Consider the following 24,518-nt stretch of genomic DNA (forward strand, 5'->3'; position numbering starts at 1 on the left):
TACTGCTGTTTTAGTTATTTCTTCTTGCGGTTCACGCGGTCCAGCACTTGCAGCACTTCCCACCGGTACAGGTCAACTGTCACACCATCGAGCGTGGTCAGCATGTAGGCCCCAATCGCGTCCATGAACCCGGCCTGGTAATCGAGGGCCTTGTCCTTGACGTGGAACTGAAGCTCAAAGCGCAGCGTATGCGGCTCGAACTGGCGGTGCATCTTCATGTGCATCTGCGTGCGCCGCAGATAATCCCGCGCGCTCAGGGCGCCTTGTGCATACAGGATGTTGGTCTCAAGGCTCATCGGGCACCTCCGGACGGAGGACGTTGCGCGATGCAGGTGGAACAGCAATTTGCAGGGCGATGCCCGCGTGGGATGGGTACGGCTTGGGTCGGTTGATCCATTGTCTTGCCTCTGGTTGAGTGAGGAGCCACCCACCGGTGAGGGTGGGCGGGCACACGACAAGGTCTGCAATACCGATCAAAACAAACCAAAAAATCGGCAGGGCCGAAGCCCTCCCTGCCGGGCCCGCCCATATAGGCGAACGACGGCACGCAAGGGCCTAACGGCACTCGCGGATTTGTCTTGATTCGGGATTGCAGTCCCGGCTGCGCTTGGTTTGCGCGAGCGGGACAGAGTTTAGGGGTGGCGAGCAGCGGCGGCAAGTTGCGGTTTGTCTCGGCGGCCAAATCAGAGCGCATTCGTGGAGTCCAGAACGCCGTGCGTCGGGTTCCGAACTCGAATCGCCGAGTTCCGAACCTCAAATGCCGAGCAAAAAGCCTGACACGCCGGGTTCCGAGCCTCAACCGTCGAGTCCAGAACACCAATGGCCGAGTTCAGAACCTCGACCGTGCTCAAAAAAGCAGCATGTGTTGCTGAAAAAAGCAGCAAAGGCGAGGCAAAAAGAGTCACGCGTCGAGTTCAGAACCCCATGCGTGGGGTTCGGAGCGTGGTGCGTCGAGGTCAAAGGTCCGATCTGTTGCTGCAAAAAGCAGCAGCGGCGGGGCAAAAAGCCCCACGGGTGGGGCTTGGAGGGCGGCGAGCGGGGGATTAAGCCTCAAATGTCGAGCTTGAGGCTCCGAATCCGCTCCGCCTGCCATGCCGCCAACGCAGTGCTCGCTTCGGCTTCTTCTTCCTTGGTCGCTTTCCGGGTTTTATAGGGCGACAAACTGGCAGACAAAATCGGCGCGCCGTTATGTATGTCCTGAGCGAGCCAGCTCAGGTAATCCCGACCCGCATCGCGATACCGTTGAACTTCCGCCGTGGTCAGCCGAATCATGAAGCTGTAGCCAAAAGCGCCATGGTTGCAATTGGCATCGAGATACAGCTCGCCATCCGCTTCAAATAAAAACCAGCTCTGCGGTTCGTGGTCCAGCACCTGCATCAACGCCTCCGAGCGCGTAGTGGATTGTGTGAGTGGTTGCGAGCGATGGTGAGATATGCCATGACGTATGTGCAGGCTTCGCATATGCGATCGCACTTTCGCATGATCGTGCTGGACGCTGCAATCGGCCGCCTAGCATGCAAGCGTTATTGACCATAGCTGCCCGCCATGCCGATTCCATCGAAGATCAGCGGACCGAGCGTCCAGACACACATCAGTAGCAACGACGCGCCGGGCTCGTCGCCGGTAAAGCCGCCGCAACCGCAGGGGCCGCAGCGCACCGCGCGTACATCGCAAGGGCAACTAGGGGCGTTGTCCGCGCGCGGCAACAAGCGCGCACATGCATCCGGCGGTGATGGTGCCGCTGCGAAACCTCAAGCCAAGCACCGCCGCTCGGAACTTCCCCGCACACAGGGGGATGCCGACTCGCGCATGGAGCGCATCATGCAGATGCAGGCCGACACCATGATCCGCAGCGCGGAGATGCAGAACGTGCTGAACCGCGCCAACGCGCAGGCCAAGCTGATGGAAGAGGGCAGCAAGGCGGCAAAGGATCTGATCAACTAGCGCCTACGTGCCGGCTAGGCGTGCTTGGCGCGCGCACGATGTCGCTCAAATCCAGCCATATGTCGCGGGTTTCACACCCGTCAGCGGTGGCCGATTTCATTGAACGGGCAGCCAATCAAGCCCAGCGCTAACTGCCTTGGGCGGCGAAATCTCTGCCTCCGCCACCGCGGGCGGAGGCTCACTCTGTCAGTCCAACCAGCTCCGAATCGTGGATGCCATGACATTGGTGGAAATGCCGTAGCGGTCGTGCAGCGTCGGGAGAGCCCCTGCATCCAGAAACGCGTCCGGCAGTCCTACCTGGCGGAACGGCACGCTCACGCCGGCGCGCATCAGGGTGCCGGCGACCGCCTCGCCCAAGCCGCCGATCACGGTGTGGTTCTCGGCCACCACCACGAGCCGGCCCGAGCGTCGTGCCTCGCGCAGGATCGTCTCGGTATCGAGCGGCTTGATCGTCGGCACGTGCAGCACGCCCACGCCAATGCCGTCGCCCTCCAGCGCCTTGGCCACTTCCAGCGCGCGCATGGTCATGATGCCCGACGAGATGACGAGCACTTCGGCGCCGTCGCGCAGCAGCTTGGCCTTGCCCAGTTCGAACTGATAGCCGTATTCGTCGAGCACCACGGGCACGTTGCCGCGCAGCAGGCGCGCATAGACAGGCCCTTCGTGCGCCGAAATGGCTGGCACCATCTGCTCGATCTCCAGCGCGTCGCATGGGTCGATGACGGTCATGTTGGGCATGGCGCGCATCAGTGCCAGGTCTTCGGCGGCTTGGTGGCTCGGCCCATAGCCGGTGGTCAGGCCGGGCAGCGCGCAGACGATCTTCACATCGAGGTTGTCTTCGGCAATCGTCTGGTGCATGAAGTCGTAGGCACGACGGGTGGCGAAGACGGCATAGGTGGTCACGAACGGTTGCGTACCTTCGTTGGCCAGGCCGGCAGCAGCGCCCATGAGCAGTTGCTCGGCCATGCCCATCTGGTAGTAGCGGTCGGGGAATTCCTTGGCGAAGATGTGCAGATCGGTGTACTTGCCAAGGTCTGCCGTCATGCCGACGACGTTCGGCTTCATGCGCGCCAGCTCGGCAAGCGCGTGGCCGAACGGCGCCGGGCGTGTCGCCTGACCCTCACCCGCAATGGAGGCAATCATTGCGGAGGTCTTCAGCTTGGGCTTGTTGATGACGGTGTTGCTCATGCGGTCCTCCCGGCTTCCAGTGCTTGCAGCGCGAGCTGCCATTCGTGCGCGTCAACGCGGATGAAGTGATTCTTTTCGCGCTGCTCCAGGAACGGAACACCGCAACCCATGCGGGTATCGCAGATGACCATGCGCGGCTGCGCACCCTTGTGTGCGCGCGCTGCGTCAAACGCGGCCTTCACCGCGTCGATGTCGTTGCCATCCACGCGCTGGGTGAACCAGCCGAACGCTTCAAGCTTCGGCAGCAACGGCTCGAACGCCATGATCTGCGTCGACGGGCCGTCGGCCTGCTGGTTGTTCACGTCCACCACGGCGATGAGGTTGTCCAGCTTCCAGTGCGCGGCGGACAGCAGACCCTCCCACACGGCACCTTCATCCAGCTCGCCGTCTGAGAACAGCGTGTAGACGAACGCGTCGGAGCCCTTGCGTTTGAGCCCGAGGCAGCGGCCGACAGCAATCGTGAGCCCCTGACCGAGCGAGCCGCCGGACATCTCCATGCCGGGCGTATAGCTGGCCATGCCAGACATCGGCAGGCGGCTGTCGTCACTGCCGTATGTCTCCAGCTCTTCGGCGGGCAGGATGCCGGCTTCGAGCAAGGCGGCGTAGAGCGCGATCGCATAGTGGCCGTTGGAGAGCAGGAAGCGGTCGCGGCCTTCCCAGTCGGGGTCTTCGGGTCGATAGCGCATGGCGCCGAAGTAGGTGACGGCCAGCACGTCGGCAATGTCGAGCGCTTGCCCGATATAGCCCTGGCCCTGCACTTCGCCCATCAGCAGGGCGTTGCGGCGGATCCGGTAAGCGCGCTCGGCCAGGGGCAGGGCGTCGGTTGGGGGCAATGATGTGGAAGTCATGATGGTTCCTGTGATGAAGCTGGAAGCACGGGGGGGGGCAGAGACAGTCAGCGCCTCAACGGTTGACGGTCTTTGCGGGCACGAAGAACACCAGCACGGCGCCAAGCACGATGGCTGAGGAGATGAAGATCAGGCCAGCCGTTGATTTGCCCGTCAGGTCGTTGAGCCACCCGACGATGGCCGGCGAGAAGAACCCGGCAAGGTTGGCGAAGCAGTTGACCGCAGCGATGCCCGCAGCGGCCGACATACCGCCCAGCATGGCGGTGGGCAACGACCAGAATTGCGATGAAGAAGACAGGATTCCGGCGGCAGCAATGCTCAGGCACACCAGCGCAGCGCCCACGTTGCCAATCAGCGGCAGTGCGGCGAATCCGCCGGCGGCCACCAGCATCGGCACGGCAAGGTGCAGACGGCGCTCGCGGCGGCGGTCCGCGCTCATGCCAATCAGCGGCAGCGCGACGATGGCGCAGATATACGGCACGGCGGTGAACACGCCCACCCACAGCGGGTCCGCCACGCCAGCCTTGCGGATCAGGGTCGGCAGCCAGAACGTGAGCCCGTATTGCCCAAGCACCACGCAGAAGTAGATGGCGGCCAGCAGCCACAGGCGGCGGTCTGCGATGAATGCACCCACGGAGCCATGCGCCGTCTTCTGCGCGTTGTCTCCCGCGACGTTGCGCTCAAGCAGGGCCTTCTCTGCGTCGGTCAGCCACTTGGCCTGTGCGATGCCATTGTCGAGATAGAACAGGATGGCGACGCCCAGCAGCAGCGACGGCAAAGCTTCGATCAGGAACAGCCACTTCCACCCAGCCAGCCCCGCCACATCGTGAAAGGTGTGCAGGATGTAGCCCGAGAGTGGCCCCCCGACGATGCCCGCAAGCGGAATCGCCATGAAGAACATCGACAATGCCTTGGCCCGGCGCTGCGACGGAAACCAGTACGTCATGTACAGGATGACGCCTGGCGCGAAGCCGGCTTCGGCCACCCCGAGCAGAAAGCGCAGCACGTAGAACGACGTCGGTGTGTTGACGAAGGCAAAAGCTGCTGAGATGAGTGCCCACGTCAACATGATGCGTGCGAGCCAGTTGCGCGCGCCGACCTTGTGCAGGATCACATTGCTCGGCACTTCAAACAGGAAGTAGCCGAGAAAGAAGATGCCGGCACCAAGGCCGTACACCGTCTCGCTGAAACGCAGGTCGTTGAGCATCTGCAGCTTGGCGAAGCCCACGTTGACGCGGTCCAGATAGGCGCCCAGGTAACAGATCATCAGGAAGGGAATGAGCCGACGCGCAACCTTGGCGTAGGTGCGGGACTCGAACGTGGCCGCATCCGCGCGCGCCGACTCGTCGCCCGGCAAGGGCGATGCAAACTTCGTGGCCATGGTGTCTCCTACCATGTGCCCCGGGTGGGCCCGGGTGCGTGTGTGTCTCGAAGAAGTCCACGGCCGGTGTACGCGCCGTGGCGATGTAGGTTGGATCGTTCAGTGAATCAGCATGCCGCCGTTCACGTCGAGCGTGATGCCGGTCAGGTAGGCAGACAGATCGCTCACCAGGAACAGGCACGCGTTGGCAACGTCGGCCGCATCGCCGAGCCGGCCAAGGGGGATGCCCTTGATGATCTCGGCGCGCATGTCGGGCGTGAGCTTGTCGCCGGTGATGTCGGTCTGGATGAGTCCTGGCGTGATGGAGTTGACGCGGACATTGTCGCCGCCGAATTCGCGGGCCATGGCCTTGGCAAGGCCAAGCACGCCTGCCTTGGCAGCGCTGTAGTGGGGGCCGCCGAAGATGCCGCCGCCGCGTTGCGCAGACACCGACGACATGCAGACAATGCTGCCGCGCTTGTGCGCTTTCATATGCGGCAGGACGGCCTGCGACATGTACAGCGTGCCGCGCAGGTTGACGTCTAACACCGCATCGAAATTGCCCGCCTGGATGTCGAGCGTGCGCAGAGGCTGGGTGATGCCTGCGTTGTTGATGAGCCCATCAATGCGGTCGTATTTGGTCAGCGTGGCCTGCACAGCCGCATCGCACGCAGCCCGATCGGTCACATTACAGGCCAGGCCCAGATGGCCTTCACCGAGTTCGCGCGCCGCCTGTTCGGCATCTTCACGCCGCAGGTCGAGTACGACCACATGTGCGCCTTGTGCGGCAAGTGCCTTTGCGGTGGCTCGCCCAATACCGCGCGGCGAGGCGGCACCGGTCACGATCACGACCCTGTTCTCAAGCAACATCGTTGTCTCCTGGCTGTTGGAATCTTGTTGGCTGCAGTGTTGTTCCAGCAGACGATTCGATCAACGCAGTTGGATTCAACTATGGCTGAGAAATTTTCAGATGACGCTGGGCACGCCACTGGTGCGGCGCACCATGCCGCCCCTGCACGTTAGGCGGGCGCGGCTTTGAGCTGCCGGTCGACCCAGGCGAGAAAGCGCGCCACGCGCGGCAGTTCGGCATTCTGGGGCGGGAACACGATATGGTGGCCCGCCACCTCCAGCGCGTGGTCCTTGCCAAATACCGGCACGAGCCGGCCGTGGTCGATCAGGACAGATGCGAGCAACGTGCTCTCCAGTGCGACGCCCAGGCCGAGCGCCGCAGTCTCGAGCGACATGTACGAACGGTCGAAGGCGAAGTCGAACGACACGTGCATGTGCTCGACGCCAACGCGTGCAAACCACTGCTGCCACTGCACGATCGGCGTCTCTGACCGAATGAGCCGATGCGCGAGTAAGTCTTGCGGCGACTGCACGGGGTGCCGCTCAAGGTATGCCGGTGAAGCCAGGGGAGCGATGTGCTCGGTGCGCAAGGTCCTGATCTGCACGTCGCGCCAATGCGCGTGGCCGTAGCGGATGTCGAGGTCGTAGAAGCCGCTGGTGAACGACACGTCTTCGTACGAACACGACACGTTCAACCGAATGTCGCTGTGATCCTCCTGGAATGCGGCGAGCCGGGGCAACAGCCACATCAGGCCAAAGCTGGGGCTGGAGTGCACGCGAAGGATCTCGACGTCGGTACGGCTGGAGGCACGTTCGGTGGCGCGGTTGAGCTCGGCCAGCGCCCCTGTCACGTCGCGCAGGTATTGCTCACCAACGGGCGTCAGGACCAGACCGCGGCCTTGCCGGAAAAAGAGCGGCTGCCCGATCGCCGCTTCCAGGTTGCTGATCTGATGGCTGACGGCAGAGGCCGTCAGCCCCAACTCTTCGGAGGCACGATTCACGCTCTTGGTCCGCGCGACGGACTCGAACGCGATGATCGCCTTCATTGGAGGAATACGCATCTTTTGCGTGGCAGAGGTTGATCGGCGGCTGATGAAGCACGGAAGCAATCTTATCGCCCGAACTCTCCCACGCGTACTGCTGCCGCATCCATCACCGGTTCACGCCTGCCACACGGCATACCCTTCCTCGCGCAATCCGATCGCCAGCTCGACTTCCATCTCCCGCGCCGCCTCGTAAGGCATCGGGTTGAAGCATTCGTACAGCTCGGGCATCAGACGCAAGCCGTACTCGCGCACAAACCGGTTCGATTTCAGCCCCGCCTTGTGCTTGTCAAAGCGCACGTCGGGCGACTGTCCTGTCATGCCGACATAGACGCATGGCTTGTCGCCGAGGTAATCCGGATTGGCTTTCACGAAGCGCGCTTCGCTCAGCACTTGCCGCGACAGCTCGACGACGTAGACGTGGTGATGGTGACGTGGCATTGGCGAACGCTTCACCGGCGAGGCAGCGAAGCAGAGAAGAAGCGGACGGTGGGCATGGATCCTAGCGCCCCCGCGCTTCTTCTGCCACAGCATGGCTGCCTCAGGCCCATGCAGCCACTTAAGACGCTCCGTGCAACCGGAAGAACGCCACCGCATGGCTCAGTTGCTGCCCCTGGCCTTCCAAGGATGTGGATGCTGCCGCTGCCTGTTCGACCAGCGCGGCGTTCTGCTGGGTCACTTCGTCCATCTGCGTGATCGCCAGGTTGATCTGTTCGATGCCACGGCTCTGTTCGACGGAGGCGGCAGCAATCTCGCCCATGATGTCGGTCACGCGGGCCACGGCCTGGGTGACCTCGGTCATGGTCTTGCCGGCGGTTTCCACCAGCGTGGAGCCGTCCTGGATCTTCTGCACCGAGGTGCTGATGAGTTCCTTGATCTCCTTGGCGGCGCTGGACGAACGCTGCGCGAGGCTGCGCACTTCACTGGCCACCACGGCAAAGCCGCGGCCTTGCTCGCCAGCGCGGGCCGCTTCCACTGCCGCGTTGAGCGCGAGGATGTTGGTCTGGAACGCAATGCCTTCAATCAGGCCAATGATGTCGACCACCTTGGTCGAGCTGCTGCGGATGTCGCTCATGGTGTCGACCACGTTGCCGACCACGGCGCTGCCGCGTTGGGCAATCTCCGAGGCGTCCGATGCGAGCACGCTGGCTTGCTGGGCGTTGTCGGCGTTCTGCTTCACGGTGGAGGTCAGCTCTTCCATGCTGGAGGCGGTCTCCTGCAAAGACGAAGCCTGCTGTTCAGTGCGCGACGAGAGGTCTTGATTGCCGCTGGCAATCTGGCCCACATCGCTGGCAATGCCGTGCGCGGCTTGCCGAACCTGGTCGATCAGCTTCACAAGGCTGGCCTGCATCTCCGACATGGAAGCGAGGATGCTGCCGCGCGGTGCGGTTGTGCCGCCTGGCACGGGGCCCAGGTCTCCGGCGGCTACGCGGCGCGTGATGTCGCTCAGGGCATCGGGCTCGGCACCCAGGGCGCGGGTCAGGCCACGGGTGATGAGAATGCCGGCAGCCAAGGCGCCCAGCACGGTGGCAAGGCAGATGCCGATGAGCAGCGTGCGCTGGAAGGCGTAGCGCTCGGCAGACTGCTGCTCCATCTCGTGTGCGCGCTCGCGGGCGTGTTCGCTGTAGGCATTGGTTGCCTTGATGAGGGCGGCCAGCAGCGGGCGGCACTGCTCGTTCATCATCGTGATGGATTCTTCATGCTTGCCAGTCAGCGCCGCGTTGACGATGGCAAGCGCCACGGGGCCGTACTTGACCTCAATGCTGTCGATGTCAGCAACCAGGGCCCGTGCACGGTCATCGGTGTCTCCGGCTTGCGCGGTCAACTCTTTGAGTTTGCCCAGGCGGCTCTGCACGTCTTCATGCGCCTGCGTAACGGCGGCCTTTTCCAGATCGATGTCCGACTGCTTCGTGACGAGTACGAGGTTACGTGCCGCAATGGCGCGGCGGTCCACTGCCGTGCGCACACGTTCGGACAGCACGGCCCGGGCGTTCACGCCGTTCACGTACTTGGAAAAACGCGCGTTCGACTCGCTCAGCGCCTGCACTGCCAGCGCGGAAACCAGCAACACCAGCCCCGCCAAAAAGCCAAACGCCACGGTGAGCTTGGCGCGCACCGTCAAATTATTGATGCTCATTGTGATTTCCCCGTTCGGCCTTTTAACCGCGCCGTTTGTTGATGGCAGGCCCCGATGGCGCTGCTCGAAACTTGCAACGGCAGGGAAACTTGATGCTGTAGCGACCCAGTGGGGGTAATCCTCTCTATGTGAGCAATGTTGAGAATTGGCGCAGCCAACGCGAGCGTCATGGACCGTTGCGATCTCAGTCCAGCACGAAGACGAAATGCCGCGGTGGCGCACGTTGCCTGGGCAGGTAGTTGCGCAGAGCCAAGCGGTGATTAGTCTTTTTGGAGGGGGCGATGCGTGGCCGCTTGAGGAGGGAAGAGCGGTTCCGCTTCCTGCATGGCCCAGCAACTTCGCTGGATGCACTGGCGTTTCGTGGCGGCGGCAGCACGCGGCGGGTGCCGCTCTAACATGGTCGTTGACGCTAGGCGGTTGCGCAGGGCACCGGATCGTCGTCTTTCTCCTTCCGAATCTTGGGAATGAAGTCCATGGGCAACCATCGCATTGGCTCGGCATCCACCGCGCTGCCACATCACAGTACCTTGGCGAACAAGGAAAACGTAGCGCCGCAGCAGCAGCCCAATGGCAAACAGGTTCGGTCTAGGCAGGGGGTCTTGGCGTCGCTAGCCGCGAGCCCGCGTCGTGCGGGGCGCGCGCTGCAGAGGATGTTGCATATCAATCGGCCCGCGGAGCCACCGGCCAAACCACAGGTTGCCCGACCGGCTGTGCAGGTGCGGCCATCCGTCCAGCAACCCCCCATGGCCAACGCCCCCGTGCGGCGCGAAGTTGCGGGGCCACCCAGATCGGTGCGTACGCCAGGTCATGGCGTGTCTGGCGGCAATACGTCGGTCCAGCATCATCGTGCGCGGGTGTTGAGCCAGATTGAGCATCTGCCGACCGAGCATGGCAAGCAGGCGTGGCGCAAACCGATCGAGGCCATGGAAACGCTGGATCGACACGTTGCCGGTTTGCCGCCCGCGCAATCCGTCAAGCTGCTGCAGCAGATGCAGGTCATCCTCAGCATCAAGGACAGCCATACGCGCAATCTGAACCTGGATCACTTCGTTGCCTCGCTCAAACCGGCGACCGTGCACGCGGCCCCCCCGAGGGGAAGTGCTTCGCCGGCACCGCGCGTATCCACGCCACGGGTGCCTGCCGCAGCGCCGCAGCGCCCGCCTGCCACACCGACCAAGCTGAGCTTCAAGGACCTGGAGGCGTTTGCAAGCCAGCGGCGGCGTCCGGCCACGCATGCGCAAGGCATGCCCGCGCGGGGGCCGCAGGCTGGCCGCCCGGCAAGCGCACCTGCCACGCCCGCACGTCAGAACACCGCCCCGACGCTGACGCTGGCCGACTTTGAGCGGGAAGCGGAGGACGAGGCCGCTTATCACGGCTACGCGCATGCGGACTACAGCGGCGCCCGTGCGAACTACGCCAGCTATCTCGCGCGCCACAATCCAGCGCCGGAACGCCGCGCACAGTCCGCACCACCGCGCGTCCAACGCACCGCCCCGCCCACGCTCGACCATGTGCAGCGCGCCCAGATTGCGCACGCTGAAGACGAGCGTGCCCGCTATCACAATGAAATGCCGAACTATCAGCAGGCCTACGCAGACCATGAGGCCCGCCAGCCGGCGCCTGCCGCCGTTGGGCTCAGGCGTGCGGCGCGCCCGGCACCTCGCCAGTTGACCGCCAGCGAGTTGCAGTCGATCCACCAAGAGGAAGATGAGCGCGCGAATTACTTCAACGAAACCCCGGACCATGCGGGCGCGGAAGCTGCATACCGGGCGCGGCATGGGCTGTGATGCGTATGCGGCGGGCCCGGCTCAGAGAAGAGCGCGCCCAACATGCTCAGCTTGGGCAGGGAATGCACCGGCCCACGGCTGTATCAGTCCGACACTGCTACGGATGAAGCGTCTCGCCCTTGTTCAGCATGTCAATGAATTGAGCGATCTTCTTTGCGCGCGTCTCCACCTTCTTCACGTTCTGGATTCTGAACAGAATCGCGTACCGATTCTGGCCATTCAGGGTGGCAAAGAACTGCTTGGCTTTCGGGTTGGCGTCCAGGGCCTGCTGCAGGTCATCGGGCACGGTTGATGTACTTGCAGACGAGTAGGCTGCCTCCCAACGCCCGTCTTGCTTGGCCAGATCGACTGCACGAAGCCCTGGCGGGCGCATCCTTCCGGCGCTGATCAACGCTTCAGCCTTGGCGGTGTTGATCTTTGACCAGATGCTTTTGGCGGTTCTGGGCGTGAACCGCTGCAGCCAGTGGTGCTCGTCTTCCGCCTGCTTTTGCCCGTCGATCCATCCGTAGCAGAGGGCGCTCTCAACGGCCTCTGCATAAGACACGGTGGATTGCTCGGCCGACCGCTTTGCGATGCGGAGCCAGACGCCGGCCGCAGCCTCGCCGTGGGTTTCCAGCCAGGCTTCCCAGGCTTCCTGGTTGATGAAGGAAAGTGTTGGATTCGCCATCGTGTTGGTCGGCGACGTTATTCGCGCCTGAAACCGAGCACACCTCTGCCCATTGCATTTTCAGACACCAGCGGATTCGGCATCCAGGCCGTGTGTACCTCCAACCTGTCTCCATCCAGCGTATAGAACCGTTCCTGCTCCGTGCCGTTCCAGGCTTCATTCCAGCACGCGTCGACCTTCGTGATGAACCGATCGCCCTCGACCCGATACCGCCCGGTGTAAGCCACGATCGTGCGGAACAGCGCCGCCAGCTTCTCGTCTGTGTTTCCCGGCTCGCGCACCTTCGCCGTGAGGAGCACCATCATGCGTCCGTCAGCGCCGAAGATCAGTGAACCCTGGGGGTCGGCGCCCCAGGGTTGCGTGCGCTCCTTTGTCTCCTGAAGCTCGGTCTCGAAAGACACCAGCCGCCAGCTGCCGTGCAGCTTTGTATCGTGCTCAGTCATCGTTCGTCCTGTCCTCGTTCGTTTAAATGCGCGTATGCGATGAGCGCTGCAAGACAACGTGCGTCGCCTTTTCCGACGCTACGGATTCAACGCACGTGTAGCCCAGCGCTCGCAAGTCGATGCCTTCGAACAGGGGTTCCCCACGGCCAAGCAGGATTGGCGAGATTGCAATGTGCAGTTCATCGATGAGGCCCTCACGCAGGTACTGCCGAATGGTGCTCGCGCCACCGCCGATTCGTACATCCTTCCCGCCGGCGGCCTCGCGCGCACGGTCGAGCGCTTCTCGAAAGCCGCCTGTGACGAAGTGGAACGTCGTGCCGCCCTCCATCTCGATGGGCGCACGCGCGTAGTGGGTCAACACGAAAACGGGAACGTGATATGGCGGGTTGTCGCCCCACCAGCCTTTCCAGTGGTCGTCGGGCCAATCCCCGCGAATGGGGCCGAACATGTTGCGCCCGAGAATCCACGCCCCGACGTTCCGGAAACTACGGGCGGCAAAGTCATCGTCAACGCCAGTGGTGCCGCCGTCCTTGCCGAACAGGTTCCGCTGGAACGTGCGCGTTGTGACAAGCCACTGGTGTAGGTCCATCCCGCCAATGCCGAGCGGATGGTCGATGTCCTGATCCGGACCTGCGCCGTATCCGTCAATCGAGATGGTGAAGCCCGCAACGCGAACGCGTGTCATCGTTTGTCTCCAGCGCCAATCGGACGCCCGATCGGTCATCAACGGATGCGGGCGTCAGGACCTGCATATTAGTACCGGCGCCAGCCGAGCGCGTCGCCTACGCCGGGTCGGGCATCAGCCAATGGGGGGAGGGGGCGCGCCATCCTTTAGAATCGCGGACTTTGCCCGTACTCCCATGTGGTTCAAAAACCTTCAGCTTCATCGCCTGCCGGCGCCTTGGGCCGTTACCCCTGAACAGCTTGAAAAGTGGCTGGCACCCCACGCGTTTCAACCGGGCAACAGTGTAGAGAAACAGACCTCCGGCTGGGCGTCGCCACGCGAGGATGGCGCGCTCGTGTATTCAAACAACGGGCAGATGCTGCTGACCTTTCGCGCAGAAAAGAAGCTGCTGCCGGCGTCCGTCATCAACCAGGTGACCAAGGCTCGGGCGCTCGAGCTGGAGGAGCAGCAGGGCTTCAAGCCCGGTCGAAAGCAACTGCGCGAACTCAAGGAACAGGTGACCGACGAACTGCTGCCGCGCGCATTCAGCATTCGGCGCGATACGCGGGTGTGGATCGATACGGCAAACGGCTGGCTGGTGATCGATGCGGCTTCGCAGGCGGTGGCCGACGACGTGCGCGGCCTGCTCGTGAAGTCGATCGACCAGTTGCCGCTCACCAATGTGCACGTGGCACATTCGCCGGTGGCTGCCATGACGGAGTGGCTGCTGTCTGGCGAGGCGCCCGGCGGCTTCACCGTCGACCAGGACGCCGAGTTGCGCTCGACGGGTGAGGGCGGCGCCACCGTCCGATACGTTGGCCACGCGCTCGAAGCCGAAGACATGCGTCGTCACATCGAAGCCGGCAAACAGTGCATGCGCCTCGCCATGACTTGGGACGACCGCGTCTCCTTCGTGCTCACGCCGTCACTCCTGATCAAGCGCGTAACGCCGCTCGACGTGATCAAGGAAGCCGAAGACCCCACCGCACAGAACGACGACGAACGCTTTGACTCCGATGTCGCGCTCATGACGGGCGAGTTGGCGCGGATGCTGAGCGACCTGGTCGACAGTCTGGGGGGCGATCAGCTCGATGCCGCGCAACAGGCCAAGGCGGCCTGAGCGGTACCTTGAACGCGCCTGAAGCGAGGGGCGCTTCACAGCGCGCGGAGTCAGGCAGGCCACAGTCAAAAGCGTTTGCCCAGGGATTCGGCCCATTTCGGGTACTTATCCCTGTGCATGACAGCGCATCACCCCCGTAGAGAGGGGGCAGGCCGGCCCATCCGCAGCGGCTTTCCCACGTAAAATCCGGAGCGCGCGCCGCCATGCTCGGCGCCCTGTTTTGATATCCGGATGTACGTCGATCTTCTTACCCTTTATCTCCTTGCCGTCGGAATCCTGCTCGCCAGCGCTGGAATGCTGTTCTGGGAGCATCGGACCAACCCTCGCCGCAGCAAGGCGTTGCGCCTGCTGGCGGCCGGGTTTGCGACGCTCGCGCTCGGCTGCACGGCCGTGCTGTTCCGCCATGTAGTGCCGGGCGCGACGGGCGCTGCACTCTGCAACCTCATCATGCTGTGTGGCTATCTGCTCGTGCTGTCGGGCGTGGCGGCGCTGAACGGGCGGCAGTATCGCGGCGCCGCAGCCGGCGTGCTCATCGGCATGGCCCTGGTCTGGGCGATCTGGGGCGCGCAGTGGCAAGGCATCCTGTGGAACTACGTCAGCGCGATTCCGATTGCGTTGGTCAGCGCGATGACGGCTCGCGAAATGTGGCGTAGCGATGCCATGAAGCCGCTGCGCCCGCGACAACTCGTGGTGGTTGTGACGACGTTGCATGCCGCGCTCTACCTTGCCCGCGGGATCGCGCTGCCCGGGCTGGTGTCGGCATTCGGGCCGGCCATGCAGCCGTTGGCCAGCAAGTTGACGATGATCGAAGGCGTCTTGTACGCGATGGTGTTGCCGATGACGTTGCTGAAGCTGATTCGGGACGAGGCCCACGGCCAGCTTCTGAGCGAATCGCAGACGGACTACCTGACCCGCCTTGGCAATCGCCGCTGGTTCTTCGAACGGGGCGAACGCCTGATCGAACGTATTGGCAGCAACCGGCCCGTCGCCATGCTCGTGTTCGATCTTGACCGGTTCAAGGCCATCAACGACCGCTACGGGCACCAGGCCGGCGACACCGTTCTCAAGGTGTTTGCGGAAATCGCGCAGGGTGTGCTCGGCCCCGACGTGATGCTTGCGCGCATTGGCGGCGAAGAATTCGCCGCGCTGCTGTCGGGCGATGACGCCCGCCATGCCAGAACGCGGGGTGAGGCCGTGGCCAAGTGCTTTGCGGAGGCGGTCCAACGCCGCAGCGACAGCGCCGGCATTCTGGCGACAGTCAGCATTGGGATGGCCCAGTTCGACGCCGACCTGCCCTCGCTGGCGGAAGGCCTGGCTGCGGCAGACAAGGCGCTCTATCGTGCCAAATCGCTGGGCGGCAATCGGCTTGAAGTCGCGCAGCCTGCCGGGCAAGTCGACGAGACGGTGTTCTCGTAACGGTGAACGTTGTTCAGTCCGTCCGCCCGGCGCGCAGGTCGCTCTTGCGGATGAGCTGCAAGAGCGTCTCCGCAGGCTTGCTCAGCCGTCGCGCAGACAACGTGATGAATTCGATGGCCGGCAGCGGCGGCAAAACGTCGCCATTGACGGGCGGCACCAGCCCTCCGCCGGCCAGGTTCTGCGCACGCACGGTAATCCCCAGCCCGCCGCGGGCCGCGGCAATACACCCGGAATGACTGCTGCTGGTGCAGACCACGCGCCACAGCCAGCCCGTTGCAGCCAGCGTGTCCAGCACGATCGAGCGCGTCACGCTCGGCTCGTTGACGAGGATGAGCGGCAGCGGCTGACTCACATCGACCACGGTACCGGGCCGCGCCAGCCATTCGAGCTGCCCTCGGAATAGCGGGACACCGCGTCGGCCGCCCTCGCGGCGCTTGCCGACAATGAGATCCAGCGAGCCGTCTTCGATGCCTTCGTACAGCTTGCTCGTCATCCCCATCGTGATCTCAAGCTCGACATCCGGATGCGTGGCCCGAAATGCGGCCAGCAGATTGGGCAGCGGCCCCTGTGCCAGGTCTTCCGAAGAGCCAAGGCGCACACGGCCCTGCAGCCGGGGCGCACTGAACTGCAACTCTGCGCGCGCCAGGGATTCGAGGATCAACTTCGCGTGAACGAGTAGTGCTTCGCCGTCGGGCGTGAGCGACACCGAATGGGTGTCGCGCACAAATAGCCGCCGGTTCACGCTTTGCTCCAGCCGGCGGATGTGATCGCTGACCGACGATTGCGAGAGGTCAAGCTGGCGCCCGGCCTCCGTAAAGCTATGGGCGGCGGCCACCGTGGCGAAGGTTTGAATCCAGACAGGATTGAGCATGCGGGCATTGTCATCGGAATTTCCGATAACAGTCAACGTCTCTAGAGGGGTTCCCGATTGGCTGTCCGTCGGTAGCATTGCGGGTGATGTCCGGCGCTTTCCGGGCAGCATTCCAGGATTCACATGCAGACCGCTTCAACTTCCGCTGCCCCGCAGAACACCTCTCAAAAGGCCATGCTGTCGATTGTCTTTGCCGGCTTCTTCATGCAGGCGCTGGACACGACGATCGTCAATACCGCGCTGCCATCGATGGCGCGCAGCCTCGGTGAAAAGCCCCTCGACCTGAAATCGGTGGTGGTGGCCTACACGCTCACCATGGCCATGCTGACGCCAGCATCAGGGTGGCTGGCAGACAAGTTCGGCACGCGGCGCGTTTATTTCACCGCGATCCTGATCTTCGTTCTCGGCTCGGTGTTCTGCGCGACGGCGCACACGCTGCCGCAACTGGTGGTCGCCCGCGTGCTGCAGGGCATTGGCGGATCGATGCTGTTGCCGATTGGCCGACTCGCGGTGCTGCGCAATATTCCGGGCGAGCAGTACATCGCCGCCTTGGCCTTCGTGTCGGTGGCGGGGCAGGTTGGCCCGCTCCTGGGGCCGGCGCTTGGCGGCTGGCTCGTGCAGGATGTCTCGTGGCACTGGATTTTCCTGATCAACGTACCGGTGGGTTTCGTTGGTCTGTTTGCGGTCCGGCGCTATCTTCCTCAAGACGCCGTGCGCGCCGTGGCGCCATTCGATTGGCTTGGCTGCGGGCTGCTGTCGTTGTGCATGGTGGCGTTCTCGCTGGCGCTCGAAAACGGCGCGCAGAGCCCCTGGAGCGCAGCGCTGATCGCTGTGAGCGTGGTCAGCGCGCTGCTCTACATTCCGCACGCAAGGCGGCGTGTGGCGCCGCTGTTCCAGCTTGCGCTGTTTCGCGAACCGAACTTCAGCATTGGGCTCGTCGGCAATCTGTTTTGCCGCATTGGTTCGGGCGCTGTGCCCTTCCTGTTGCCGCTGCTGTTCCAGTTGCAGCTTGGCTATTCGCCGTTGCATTCGGGGTTGCTGCTATTGCCGATTGCCATTGCCGGCATGCTCGCCAAGCGTTGGGTCGTCCCGCTCGTGAACCGCTTCGGATATGACGTGTTCCTGCAGGTCAACACGTGGGTCGTTGGCGTCTCGATTGCCTCGTTTGCGGCCATGGCGCCGGGCTGGCCGCTGGCGCTGTCGATCGTGCAACTGTCGGTGTTTGGATGGGCGAATTCGATGCAGTTTGCAGCCATGAACAGCATCACGCTCAAAGGCTTGTCGCATCAGGATGCCGGCAGCGGCAACAGCTTGTTCTCGATGGTGCAGATGCTCGCAATCGGCCTGGGCGTATCGATCGGGGGCGGGCTTGTCAGCCTTTTCTCGGTCAAGCTTGGTGTGGCCGCGCCGGCTTATCGGCTGGCGTTCTTCACCATGGGCGTCGTGACCGTGTTTTCTGCGTGGATTTTTCGCAGGCTCGATGCCAAGCCCGCGCCGCTCCGTGCCAAGAACGTAGACGCCAAGGCTGTTCAGGCGCGCTAACGATTGCAGGCGCTGCTTGGGCGGGGCCTCATCCGCGCATGCGCAGAAGATCGGCGTAAGAGACCAATTTGCGCTTTCCAGGCCCGAGCGTCTTGCGCTTTGACGTTGACCGGCCTGGCTTGCTGCGCTCGAACTTGGCCGCAGCGCGTGCGTCTTCCTTGGCATGCACGCTGGCGGATTTCGTTTCCGCCTTGACGCGTTCGGCTTCCAGCCGTGCGGCCACCCGCTCTTCGCGGGCAACTTCCTGTGCTGCCGAGAGGATCTCTGCCTTGAGTTGATCGCGTCGCTGCCGGGCGGCAATGCGGGCGGCCTGCAATTGCTCCTTCCGTTGCCGGAGCCAGTCTTTTCGGCTCACCGGCGCGGGCCGTGCCTCTGCCGGTACGCTCAGGCGCAATGCTCGGCTGGCGGCAACTTTCTCGGCGTGGATCTGGCGACGGGAATCGCGTTTCGCATCACTCATGGTGCGCAACGCTCCCTGGCGGCACCGTTGTGCCGCCGTGCACCGGCAGGGAATGGCGGGTCATGACATTCATTCCGTCAACCGTACCATAGGGTTTCAAGTCCCGCAGGGGTGATGCCTGCCCATCAAGCGTTCTGGCGCCCGTTCCGGCAGGCGCGCGAATGCCCAGGGGCCGGCGCTATTCCGGTGCGGTATTCCCCCTGCGCCAGGCGGCGTCTCGGCCAGGGAGTACGGCGGTTGATGCCCCTGGGCACTCGTCCAACCGCATTGTTTTTCCGCCGCCTGCAATACCGTATGTGCGTGAATACGCAACCAAATTGCATCGCCGTTGGCGCAAAATAGCGGTTTGGGCATTTTTGTGCCCCCCTGCACCCTTGGAGACGGTATGAACAACGTTGTCGAATCGGCCATTTCGATCGAGAAGCGCCCGGACCCTGTTCCGGCGGAAGAGCGCGCGCGCCTGCTGGAAAACCCCGCTTTCGGCCGCGTCTTCACGGATCACATGGCCACCATCCGCTACACCGAGGGCAAGGGCTGGCACGACGCCAAAATCGGCGCGCATGGCCCGATCCAGTGCGATCCGTCCACGCTGGTTCTGCACTACGCGCAGGAAATCTTCGAGGGCATGAAGGCCTACCGCCTGCCGGATGGCGGCGGTGCGCTGTTCCGTCCGGAGGCGAATGCGCGCCGGTTTCAGAATTCGGCCAAGCGCCTGGCAATGCCCGCGCTGCCGGAAGATCTCTTCCTGCAGGCCGTGCGCGAGCTGGTCAAGCTCGATCGCGACTGGATTCCGTCGGGCCAGGGCTCGTCGCTGTACCTGCGCCCTTTCATGATCGCCACCGAAGTGGTGCTGGGCGTGAAGCCGTCGGCCGAGTACCTGTTCTGCGTGATTGCCTGCCCGGTGGGTGCGTACTTCAAGGGCGACGCATCGTCAGGCGTCACCATCTGGGTGTCGGACAACTACACCCGCGCCGCGCCCGGCGGCACGGGCGAGGCCAAGTGCGGTGGCAACTACGCCGCCAGCCTGGTCGCCCAGGCGGAAGCCACCCGCGAGGGCTGCGACCAAGTCGTCTTCCTCGATGCGGTGGAGCGCAAGTGGATTGAAGAGCTGGGCGGCATGAACGTCTTCTTCGTCTTCGATGACGGTTCGCTGCAGACGCCGCCGCTCACCGGCACGATCCTGCCAGGCATTACGCGCGATTCGCTGATCACGCTGGCGCGCGGCATGGGCCTGACCGTGCGTGAAGAGCCGTACTCCATCGACCAGTGGCAGGCCGACGCGCAAAGCGGCCGCCTGCGCGAAGCCTTTGCCTGCGGCACCGCAGCGGTTGTCACGCCCATCGGCAAGGTCAAGGGCCACAAGCACAACTTCACCATCGGCGATGGCAAGGCAGGCGAGCTGACGACCAAGCTGAAGGCGGCATTGGTCGATCTGCAGAACGGCCGCGCACCGGACCCGCACGGCTGGCTCGATCGCCTGTTCTAAGACCAGGATGGCTGAGTCGCTTTCTGCGCTTTCGGTGGATGGGACCGAGGCATGGATCACCACACCCGATGGCCGGCTCCATGCCCGGCAATGGGGCGGCCCGCTTGACGATGCCGCCAAACCGCCCATCGTGCTGCTGCACGATTCGCTCGGCTGCGTAGCGCTGTGGCGCGATTTTCCGCAGCACCTGGCGCAGTCAACCGGGCATGCGGTCATCGCCTACGACCGGCTTGGCTTTGGCCAATCCGACGCCTTTGCGGGCCCGCTCGATCCGGGCTTCATTCAGCATGAAGCGTATGGTGGCTTTGCCGCGCTAACCGAGCAGCTTGGCGTGGACCGCTTCATCGTCTTCGGCCACAGCGTCGGCGGCGGCATGGCCGTGTCGATCGCGGCGGCGTATCCGGGCCGCTGCGCGGGGTTGATCACCGAGTCGGCGCAGTCGTTCGTGGAGCAGCAAACGCGCGAGGGCATCCGCGTTGCCCAGGCACAGTTTGCCCAGCCCGGCCAGATGAGCCGGCTCGAGCGGTACCACGGCAGCAAGGCGCAATGGGTGCTGGATGCGTGGGTCAACACGTGGTTGTCACCAGCGTTTGCGCAGTGGTGCCTGGACGACGCGCTGCTTGCCGTGCGCAGCCCCGTGCTGGCGCTGCACGGTACCGAAGATGAATACGGCTCGACCGCGCAGCCCGAACGCATCGTCACGCTGGCCGGCGCGCCCGCCACGCTCAAGCTCGTGCAGCGTTGCGGACACGTGCCGCATCGGGAGCAGGAGGCCGCTGTGCTGGATGCGGTCAACGCGTTCCTCCCCACATTGGCCTGATCCGCATTGCGCGCCGGCGCCTTCGGCGGCTGGCATAAACGGTTGTTGTGAGTCTGCGTTCAGGTGCGCCGCACCAAAATCGAACGACCGTTTTTAAATCGCCTGTTTCAATCGACTGCTTTTTTCCCGCCTCCAGAGGGCCGCGCGGCGGCCGCTTTGTTTGGAGTTTTGCGCCTAGTTTCTGGCGTTGGTCTCTCCTCCTGCTGCGCCTATAACGCAAGCGTCGGGCACGACCCCGGCGGCGCACGCATGTGCGTACACAAGCCAAGCTACCCGGCGGGGCAAAACAGGAGGAAGACAATGGCAACACCCGGCATGGTCGCGTCCGTAGAATGGACCGACGGCAAGCGCTATCTCTGGATGCTCGGCGCGCTGACCATCACGCTACCCATCATCGCGGCCGTTTCGGCGCTGGCGACGGGCTGGCATCCGCTCTGGTGGGCGGGGCCGTTCATCGTGTTCACGATCATCCCGCTGCTCGATTTCCTGATCGGCGACGATCGCGATAACCCGCCCGAAGACGTCGTCCCCACGCTGGAAAAACAGCGTTACTACCGCCGCATCGTCTACCTCGCCACCACCGTGCTCTACGTGAGCTTTGCGGTAGCGATGTGGGTGCTGCGCACGTATGACCTTGCCTGGTACGACTACCTTGCGTTCGCGTTTTCGGTGGGCGTGGTGACGGGCATCTCGATCAATACCGCGCACGAGCTTGGTCACAAGACCGATGGCTTCGAGCGCTGGCTCGCAAAGATCACGCTCGCGCCCGTGGCGTATGGCCACTTCTTCGTGGAGCACAACCGCGGCCACCACGTGCGCGTGGCCACGCCGGCTGATCCGGCAAGCGCGCGCTATGGCGAGTCGTTCTGGGAGTTTCTGCCGCGCACGGTGGTGGGCAGCGTCAAATCGGCGTGGGCATTGGAGAAGCGTCGGCTGGAGCAGCAGGGCCACTCGGTCTGGTCATGGCGCAACGATGTGCTTAACGCCTGGGCGATGACGGTGGTGCTGTGGGGTGTGTGCATCGCGTTTGTTGGGCTCAAGGCGGTGCCGTTCCTGATCATCCAGGCCATCTACGGTGCATCGTTGCTGGAGGTGGTGAACTACCTGGAGCACTACGGCCTGTGCCGCCAGCAATTGCCCAGCGGCCGCTACGAGCGATGCACGCCGCAGCATTCATGGAACAGCAACCACGTGGTGACGAACCTGTTCCTGTATCAACTGCAGCGGCATGCCGATCACCACGCCAACCCGACGCGCTCATTCCAGGCGCTGCGGCATTTCGAGCACTCGCCGCAACTGCCCGCCGGTTATGCGGCGATGATCCTGATTGCCTATGTGCCGCCGCTGTGGTTTCGCGTGATGAACCCGCGCGTGGTGGCGCACTACAACGGCAACATGTCGCTGGCGAACATCAAACCGTCGATTCGCGACAAGGTGCTGGCGCAGTATCCGGCGCGCGCCTGACCTGCGGACCTAGCGCCGCGCCACCAGGTACTGCACACCCTGCGGGCCGTAGCGCTCGGTGTGCGGTGCGTTGGCGGCCAGATGGAATGTGTCGCCGGGCCGGTAGACGCGCTCGGCGCCGTCTGCGCGGATATGGATTTCTCCTTCCAGGATGAGCGCTTTCGCCTCGAACGGGTGCGTGTGCGTGTCCAGCTCGCCCGCCTCTCGCATAACGAGGACAAACTCGGTAAAGCCTTCCGCTGTCAGTGCACTGACGAATGCGTCACGGTCCATTGGCGTGTCTCCGTGTTATGGGTGCTGCCGTTTCACCATAAGCGCGGGGCTCCGAAATAAAAAGACGGCCCGGAGGCCGTCGAAAATTCGGCTGTGGGGAAGCCAAATACAACGTTGGAAAGTATCTGGCTATCGGTGCTGCAAATCTAATTGATCTTTGTTATGGCGACGATAGGGGATGGGTGGGCGCAGAATGTCGTGGCGCCACCGGATTCCTGAGCCCGCCATGAACGCCATCACGCCCGCTGTCATGCTTGAACCCGCTCCAGTCAGCCTGCGCTCCAGCGAGGGGCTCGGCTGGGACGGCTTTGCCGCCACACTGCTCGGCATCCGGCCCGGCACGTACCGGGTGCCCGCCATGGCGCAGCACCGCGTTACCGTGCATGTCGGCGCGCCTGTGCGGGCGAACTGCGTATGCGACGGCCGCCGTTATTCGGGCATCCAGGCGCCCGGCGATGCGAATGTGATTCCCGCAGGCCTGCCTGGCATGTGGACGGACGATGCCGACTGCCGGATTCTGCGCATCGCCATCACCGATACGTTTGTACGCAGCATCGGCGAACAGGTGGGTGCACCGGCAGACATCACGCCCCGTCTGCAATGGCGCGATGCGCGCGTGCGGCATCTTGCCGCGGCGCTGGGGGCCGAGCTGGGGGCGGAGGACACATCCGATGCGCTGTATGCGGAAAGCCTGTGCACGGCGCTGGTCGTCCGACTGCTGCGCGGCAGTCAGGATGCGGCCGAGGGGGCAGCCAACAGTGCTCGCACGCTGGCGCCCCGCGTGGCTGCACGCGTGATCGACTACATCGAAGCCCACCTGCACCAGCGCCTGATGCTGGCCGATCTGGCAGCGCAGGCTGGCTTGAGCGTGCCGCATTTCAACGTGCTGTTTCGTGCAACGCTGGGCGTGCCGGTGCATCGCTATGTCGTGCAGCGCCGCGTGGAGCGTGCGAAGGCGCTGCTGCTCGATGGCAGGCGCAGCGCGTCGCAGATCGCGCTCGAGGTTGGCTTCGCGCACCAGAGCCATATGACGCAGTGGATGCAGCGGCTGCTTGGTGTGGGCCCGCGTGATGTCGTTCGCGCGGGCAAGGCTGCGGCCGCTTCGGTGGACACGCTGGCCACGTAGTCAATCCTACGAATCTGCCAGATTCCTCCGTTCCTGCAAGTTGCGTTTGCGGCGCCACCCTAAGCTCGTGCCTCCCACTTGAGAGGAGCGCGAACATGTTTGTCATCTTTGGGGCGTCGGGCAAAGTCGGCGGCGTCACCGCCAGGGCGCTACGCAACGCGGGTCGGCCCGTGCGCGCGGTGGTCCGCCATGCCCGGCAAGGCGAGGTGCTGGCCAAGCTCGGCTGCGACATTGCGATTGCCGACCTGACAGATCCGGCTTCGGTCGCATCGGCCATCAAGGGCGCCACGGCCGTGCAGATGCTGTGTCCGGTGCCAGTGCGTGATGCGGACCCAGCGTCGACCATGGAGCGCATGGTCGACGTGGCCGCCGATGCGCTGCGCGCCAACCCGCCCCCGGCTGTCCTGGCCCTGTCGGACTACGGCGCTGAACTGGACCGGGGCACTGGCCTGACGCGGTTGTTTCATCTGCTGGAAGAGCGGCTCAAGCCGCTGGCGACCCATCTGACGCTGCTGCGTTCAGCAGAGCACGCGCAGAACTGGGCGGCGATGCTGCCCGTCATGCTGGCGACGGGGCGGCTGCCCAGCCTGCATCAACCATTGGATCGCGCATTTGCGACGGTCGCCACGCAAGACGTTGGTGCGCTGGCCGCCGAGTTGTTGCTGGAAGGGCCATCGGGCAAGACGCTGCGCGTCGTCAGCGTGGAAGGCCCGCGCCGCGTGAGCCTGGTCGACGTGGCACGCGCGTTTGGCGCCGTCGTAGGCCGCGAGATTGTTGCCGATGCACTGCCGCGCACCGCTTGGGCGCCGATGCTGCAACGCGCCGGTCTGAGCCCGAACCATGTACAGCTCATCACCGAACTGTACGACGCGGTCAACGCTGGGCAGATCGACGTAGAGAAGGGCGTATCCGAGCAGCGTTTCGGCAAGACCGAGCTGCATGCTGTGTTTGCCTCGATGCTCGCGGCACACGTGCAGTCCAGATAAGTTGGGGAGTCGCCCGGTGCGCCT

Annotated in this window: 24 protein-coding genes and 1 pseudogene; 10 read left to right on the top strand and 15 right to left on the bottom strand. The window is 63.9% G+C overall.

The features are described 5' to 3' along the window. Positions 1-14: 14 nt before the first annotated feature. Positions 15-296 carry a hypothetical protein gene (locus tag ACTJK4_RS09085; RefSeq protein ID WP_316869418.1) on the bottom strand — a complete coding sequence of 94 codons (282 nt, stop codon included), beginning with the start codon at positions 294-296 and terminating at the stop codon, positions 15-17. Between the two features lie 754 nt (positions 297-1,050). Beyond that, a complete protein-coding gene (locus ACTJK4_RS09090; protein ID WP_440817628.1) occupies positions 1,051-1,377 on the bottom strand; it encodes a hypothetical protein in 327 nt (108 codons plus the stop codon). 168 nt (positions 1,378-1,545) lie between these two features. On the opposite strand from ACTJK4_RS09090, the gene ACTJK4_RS09095 reads away from it, so the two are divergent. Beyond that, on the top strand, positions 1,546-1,944 hold the full coding sequence (locus ACTJK4_RS09095; RefSeq protein WP_440817631.1) for a hypothetical protein: 399 nt from the start codon (positions 1,546-1,548) through the stop codon (positions 1,942-1,944). Between the two features lie 186 nt (positions 1,945-2,130). Here the strand turns inward: ACTJK4_RS09095 and ACTJK4_RS09100 are convergent, their stop codons facing one another. The 7 genes and pseudogenes from ACTJK4_RS09100 to ACTJK4_RS09130 form a co-directional block, all read right to left on the bottom strand. Beyond that, positions 2,131-3,132 carry a transketolase family protein gene (locus tag ACTJK4_RS09100; RefSeq protein ID WP_414561801.1) on the bottom strand — a complete coding sequence of 334 codons (1,002 nt, stop codon included), beginning with the start codon at positions 3,130-3,132 and terminating at the stop codon, positions 2,131-2,133. Then, positions 3,129-3,980 (bottom strand): transketolase, encoded by an 852-nt coding sequence (locus tag ACTJK4_RS09105; RefSeq protein WP_343619140.1) that lies wholly within the window; start codon positions 3,978-3,980, stop codon positions 3,129-3,131. Before ACTJK4_RS09105 ends, ACTJK4_RS09100 begins: the two co-directional genes overlap by 4 nt. Before the next feature lie 55 nt (positions 3,981-4,035). After that, positions 4,036-5,361 (bottom strand): MFS transporter, encoded by a 1,326-nt coding sequence (locus tag ACTJK4_RS09110; protein ID WP_414561803.1) that lies wholly within the window; start codon positions 5,359-5,361, stop codon positions 4,036-4,038. Positions 5,362-5,460: 99 nt separating this feature from the next. Next, positions 5,461-6,210, bottom strand: coding sequence for an SDR family NAD(P)-dependent oxidoreductase (locus ACTJK4_RS09115; RefSeq protein ID WP_343619142.1), 750 nt, complete (start codon positions 6,208-6,210; stop codon positions 5,461-5,463). Between the two features lie 149 nt (positions 6,211-6,359). Further along, positions 6,360-7,250, bottom strand: a complete 891-nt coding sequence (locus ACTJK4_RS09120) for a LysR substrate-binding domain-containing protein (RefSeq protein ID WP_343619143.1) — start codon at positions 7,248-7,250, stop codon at positions 6,360-6,362. A gap of 99 nt (positions 7,251-7,349) precedes the next feature. After that, positions 7,350-7,673 (bottom strand): hypothetical protein, encoded by a 324-nt coding sequence (locus ACTJK4_RS09125; RefSeq protein ID WP_232039891.1) that lies wholly within the window; start codon positions 7,671-7,673, stop codon positions 7,350-7,352. Between the two features lie 121 nt (positions 7,674-7,794). Further along, positions 7,795-9,369, bottom strand: a pseudogene (locus ACTJK4_RS09130) (methyl-accepting chemotaxis protein); the annotation flags it as partial. Positions 9,370-10,112: 743 nt separating this feature from the next. On the opposite strand from ACTJK4_RS09130, the gene ACTJK4_RS09135 reads away from it, so the two are divergent. Continuing rightward, positions 10,113-11,156 (top strand): hypothetical protein, encoded by a 1,044-nt coding sequence (locus ACTJK4_RS09135; RefSeq protein WP_440817636.1) that lies wholly within the window; start codon positions 10,113-10,115, stop codon positions 11,154-11,156. Between the two features lie 97 nt (positions 11,157-11,253). Here the strand turns inward: ACTJK4_RS09135 and ACTJK4_RS09140 are convergent, their stop codons facing one another. Genes ACTJK4_RS09140 through ACTJK4_RS09150 form a run of 3 tightly spaced genes read right to left on the bottom strand, consistent with a single transcriptional unit; the run spans position 11,254 to position 12,951 of the window. Continuing rightward, positions 11,254-11,823: a YdeI/OmpD-associated family protein gene (locus ACTJK4_RS09140; RefSeq protein ID WP_433867841.1), complete on the bottom strand. Its 570-nt coding sequence runs from the start codon at positions 11,821-11,823 to the stop codon at positions 11,254-11,256. A gap of 17 nt (positions 11,824-11,840) precedes the next feature. Continuing rightward, on the bottom strand, positions 11,841-12,266 hold the full coding sequence (locus tag ACTJK4_RS09145) for a lipocalin-like domain-containing protein (RefSeq protein WP_433867842.1): 426 nt from the start codon (positions 12,264-12,266) through the stop codon (positions 11,841-11,843). A gap of 22 nt (positions 12,267-12,288) precedes the next feature. Further along, positions 12,289-12,951, bottom strand: coding sequence for a dihydrofolate reductase family protein (locus tag ACTJK4_RS09150; protein ID WP_260801449.1), 663 nt, complete (start codon positions 12,949-12,951; stop codon positions 12,289-12,291). Positions 12,952-13,126: 175 nt separating this feature from the next. On the opposite strand from ACTJK4_RS09150, the gene ACTJK4_RS09155 reads away from it, so the two are divergent. After that, positions 13,127-14,050: a recombination-associated protein RdgC gene (locus ACTJK4_RS09155; protein ID WP_322018488.1), complete on the top strand. Its 924-nt coding sequence runs from the start codon at positions 13,127-13,129 to the stop codon at positions 14,048-14,050. 231 nt (positions 14,051-14,281) lie between these two features. Further along, complete coding sequence (locus ACTJK4_RS09160; protein WP_316869683.1) at positions 14,282-15,466, top strand: GGDEF domain-containing protein; 1,185 nt, start codon at positions 14,282-14,284, stop codon at positions 15,464-15,466. A gap of 13 nt (positions 15,467-15,479) precedes the next feature. Here the strand turns inward: ACTJK4_RS09160 and ACTJK4_RS09165 are convergent, their stop codons facing one another. Then, on the bottom strand, positions 15,480-16,337 hold the full coding sequence (locus ACTJK4_RS09165) for a LysR family transcriptional regulator (RefSeq protein ID WP_232039883.1): 858 nt from the start codon (positions 16,335-16,337) through the stop codon (positions 15,480-15,482). 123 nt (positions 16,338-16,460) lie between these two features. On the opposite strand from ACTJK4_RS09165, the gene mdtD reads away from it, so the two are divergent. Then, on the top strand, positions 16,461-17,879 hold the full coding sequence (gene mdtD / locus ACTJK4_RS09170) for a multidrug transporter subunit MdtD (RefSeq protein WP_440077380.1): 1,419 nt from the start codon (positions 16,461-16,463) through the stop codon (positions 17,877-17,879). 28 nt (positions 17,880-17,907) lie between these two features. On the opposite strand, the gene ACTJK4_RS09175 is transcribed toward mdtD, so the two are convergent. Further along, the gene (locus ACTJK4_RS09175) at positions 17,908-18,339 is read right to left on the bottom strand and encodes a hypothetical protein (RefSeq protein ID WP_440817641.1); all 432 of its coding nucleotides are present in this window, start codon (positions 18,337-18,339) and stop codon (positions 17,908-17,910) included. Positions 18,340-18,724: 385 nt separating this feature from the next. On the opposite strand from ACTJK4_RS09175, the gene ACTJK4_RS09180 reads away from it, so the two are divergent. The 3 genes from ACTJK4_RS09180 (at position 18,725) to ACTJK4_RS09190 (ending at position 22,109) form a co-directional block, all read left to right on the top strand. Then, entirely contained in the window at positions 18,725-19,825 is a 1,101-nt protein-coding gene (locus ACTJK4_RS09180) for a branched-chain amino acid aminotransferase (protein ID WP_232039880.1), read from the top strand. A 7-nt stretch (positions 19,826-19,832) separates the two neighbouring features. Continuing rightward, entirely contained in the window at positions 19,833-20,645 is an 813-nt protein-coding gene (locus ACTJK4_RS09185; protein ID WP_440077378.1) for an alpha/beta fold hydrolase, read from the top strand. A gap of 300 nt (positions 20,646-20,945) precedes the next feature. Next, positions 20,946-22,109, top strand: coding sequence for an alkane 1-monooxygenase (locus tag ACTJK4_RS09190; RefSeq protein ID WP_232039878.1), 1,164 nt, complete (start codon positions 20,946-20,948; stop codon positions 22,107-22,109). 9 nt (positions 22,110-22,118) lie between these two features. Here the strand turns inward: ACTJK4_RS09190 and ACTJK4_RS09195 are convergent, their stop codons facing one another. Beyond that, a complete protein-coding gene (locus ACTJK4_RS09195; protein ID WP_440077377.1) occupies positions 22,119-22,382 on the bottom strand; it encodes a cupin domain-containing protein in 264 nt (87 codons plus the stop codon). A 226-nt stretch (positions 22,383-22,608) separates the two neighbouring features. Between ACTJK4_RS09195 and ACTJK4_RS09200 the strand changes: the two genes are divergently transcribed. Both ACTJK4_RS09200 and ACTJK4_RS09205 read left to right on the top strand, forming a co-directional pair. Then, entirely contained in the window at positions 22,609-23,508 is a 900-nt protein-coding gene (locus tag ACTJK4_RS09200) for a helix-turn-helix domain-containing protein (protein WP_440077376.1), read from the top strand. 95 nt (positions 23,509-23,603) lie between these two features. Further along, on the top strand, positions 23,604-24,494 hold the full coding sequence (locus ACTJK4_RS09205) for an NmrA family NAD(P)-binding protein (protein ID WP_440077375.1): 891 nt from the start codon (positions 23,604-23,606) through the stop codon (positions 24,492-24,494). Positions 24,495-24,518: the final 24 nt, after the last annotated feature.

Source organism: Ralstonia sp. 22111 (genome assembly GCF_052045895.1).
GTDB classification, from domain to species: Bacteria; Pseudomonadota; Gammaproteobacteria; order Burkholderiales; family Burkholderiaceae; genus Ralstonia; species Ralstonia wenshanensis.

Bases quoted from the DNA above. Each gene is read 5' to 3' on its own strand.
- ACTJK4_RS09145 (WP_433867842.1), bottom strand. From the start codon at position 12,266: ATGACTGAGCACGATACAAAGCTGCACGGCAGCTGGCGGCTGGTGTCT.
- ACTJK4_RS09090 (WP_440817628.1), bottom strand. From the start codon at position 1,377: ATGCAGGTGCTGGACCACGAACCGCAGAGCTGGTTTTTATTTGAAGCG.
- ACTJK4_RS09135 (WP_440817636.1), top strand. From the start codon at position 10,113: ATGGCCAACGCCCCCGTGCGGCGCGAAGTTGCGGGGCCACCCAGATCG.
- ACTJK4_RS09185 (WP_440077378.1), top strand. From the start codon at position 19,833: ATGGCTGAGTCGCTTTCTGCGCTTTCGGTGGATGGGACCGAGGCATGG.
- ACTJK4_RS09120 (WP_343619143.1), bottom strand. From the start codon at position 7,250: ATGCGTATTCCTCCAATGAAGGCGATCATCGCGTTCGAGTCCGTCGCG.
- ACTJK4_RS09165 (WP_232039883.1), bottom strand. From the start codon at position 16,337: ATGCTCAATCCTGTCTGGATTCAAACCTTCGCCACGGTGGCCGCCGCC.
- ACTJK4_RS09140 (WP_433867841.1), bottom strand. From the start codon at position 11,823: ATGGCGAATCCAACACTTTCCTTCATCAACCAGGAAGCCTGGGAAGCC.
- ACTJK4_RS09125 (WP_232039891.1), bottom strand. From the start codon at position 7,673: ATGCCACGTCACCATCACCACGTCTACGTCGTCGAGCTGTCGCGGCAA.
- ACTJK4_RS09190 (WP_232039878.1), top strand. From the start codon at position 20,946: ATGGCAACACCCGGCATGGTCGCGTCCGTAGAATGGACCGACGGCAAG.
- ACTJK4_RS09195 (WP_440077377.1), bottom strand. From the start codon at position 22,382: ATGGACCGTGACGCATTCGTCAGTGCACTGACAGCGGAAGGCTTTACC.
- ACTJK4_RS09095 (WP_440817631.1), top strand. From the start codon at position 1,546: ATGCCGATTCCATCGAAGATCAGCGGACCGAGCGTCCAGACACACATC.
- ACTJK4_RS09085 (WP_316869418.1), bottom strand. From the start codon at position 296: ATGAGCCTTGAGACCAACATCCTGTATGCACAAGGCGCCCTGAGCGCG.
- ACTJK4_RS09180 (WP_232039880.1), top strand. From the start codon at position 18,725: ATGAACAACGTTGTCGAATCGGCCATTTCGATCGAGAAGCGCCCGGAC.
- ACTJK4_RS09115 (WP_343619142.1), bottom strand. From the start codon at position 6,210: ATGTTGCTTGAGAACAGGGTCGTGATCGTGACCGGTGCCGCCTCGCCG.
- ACTJK4_RS09105 (WP_343619140.1), bottom strand. From the start codon at position 3,980: ATGACTTCCACATCATTGCCCCCAACCGACGCCCTGCCCCTGGCCGAG.
- ACTJK4_RS09200 (WP_440077376.1), top strand. From the start codon at position 22,609: ATGAACGCCATCACGCCCGCTGTCATGCTTGAACCCGCTCCAGTCAGC.
- ACTJK4_RS09100 (WP_414561801.1), bottom strand. From the start codon at position 3,132: ATGAGCAACACCGTCATCAACAAGCCCAAGCTGAAGACCTCCGCAATG.
- mdtD (WP_440077380.1), top strand. From the start codon at position 16,461: ATGCAGACCGCTTCAACTTCCGCTGCCCCGCAGAACACCTCTCAAAAG.
- ACTJK4_RS09110 (WP_414561803.1), bottom strand. From the start codon at position 5,361: ATGGCCACGAAGTTTGCATCGCCCTTGCCGGGCGACGAGTCGGCGCGC.
- ACTJK4_RS09175 (WP_440817641.1), bottom strand. From the start codon at position 18,339: ATGAGTGATGCGAAACGCGATTCCCGTCGCCAGATCCACGCCGAGAAA.
- ACTJK4_RS09160 (WP_316869683.1), top strand. From the start codon at position 14,282: ATGTACGTCGATCTTCTTACCCTTTATCTCCTTGCCGTCGGAATCCTG.
- ACTJK4_RS09205 (WP_440077375.1), top strand. From the start codon at position 23,604: ATGTTTGTCATCTTTGGGGCGTCGGGCAAAGTCGGCGGCGTCACCGCC.
- ACTJK4_RS09150 (WP_260801449.1), bottom strand. From the start codon at position 12,951: ATGACACGCGTTCGCGTTGCGGGCTTCACCATCTCGATTGACGGATAC.
- ACTJK4_RS09155 (WP_322018488.1), top strand. From the start codon at position 13,127: ATGTGGTTCAAAAACCTTCAGCTTCATCGCCTGCCGGCGCCTTGGGCC.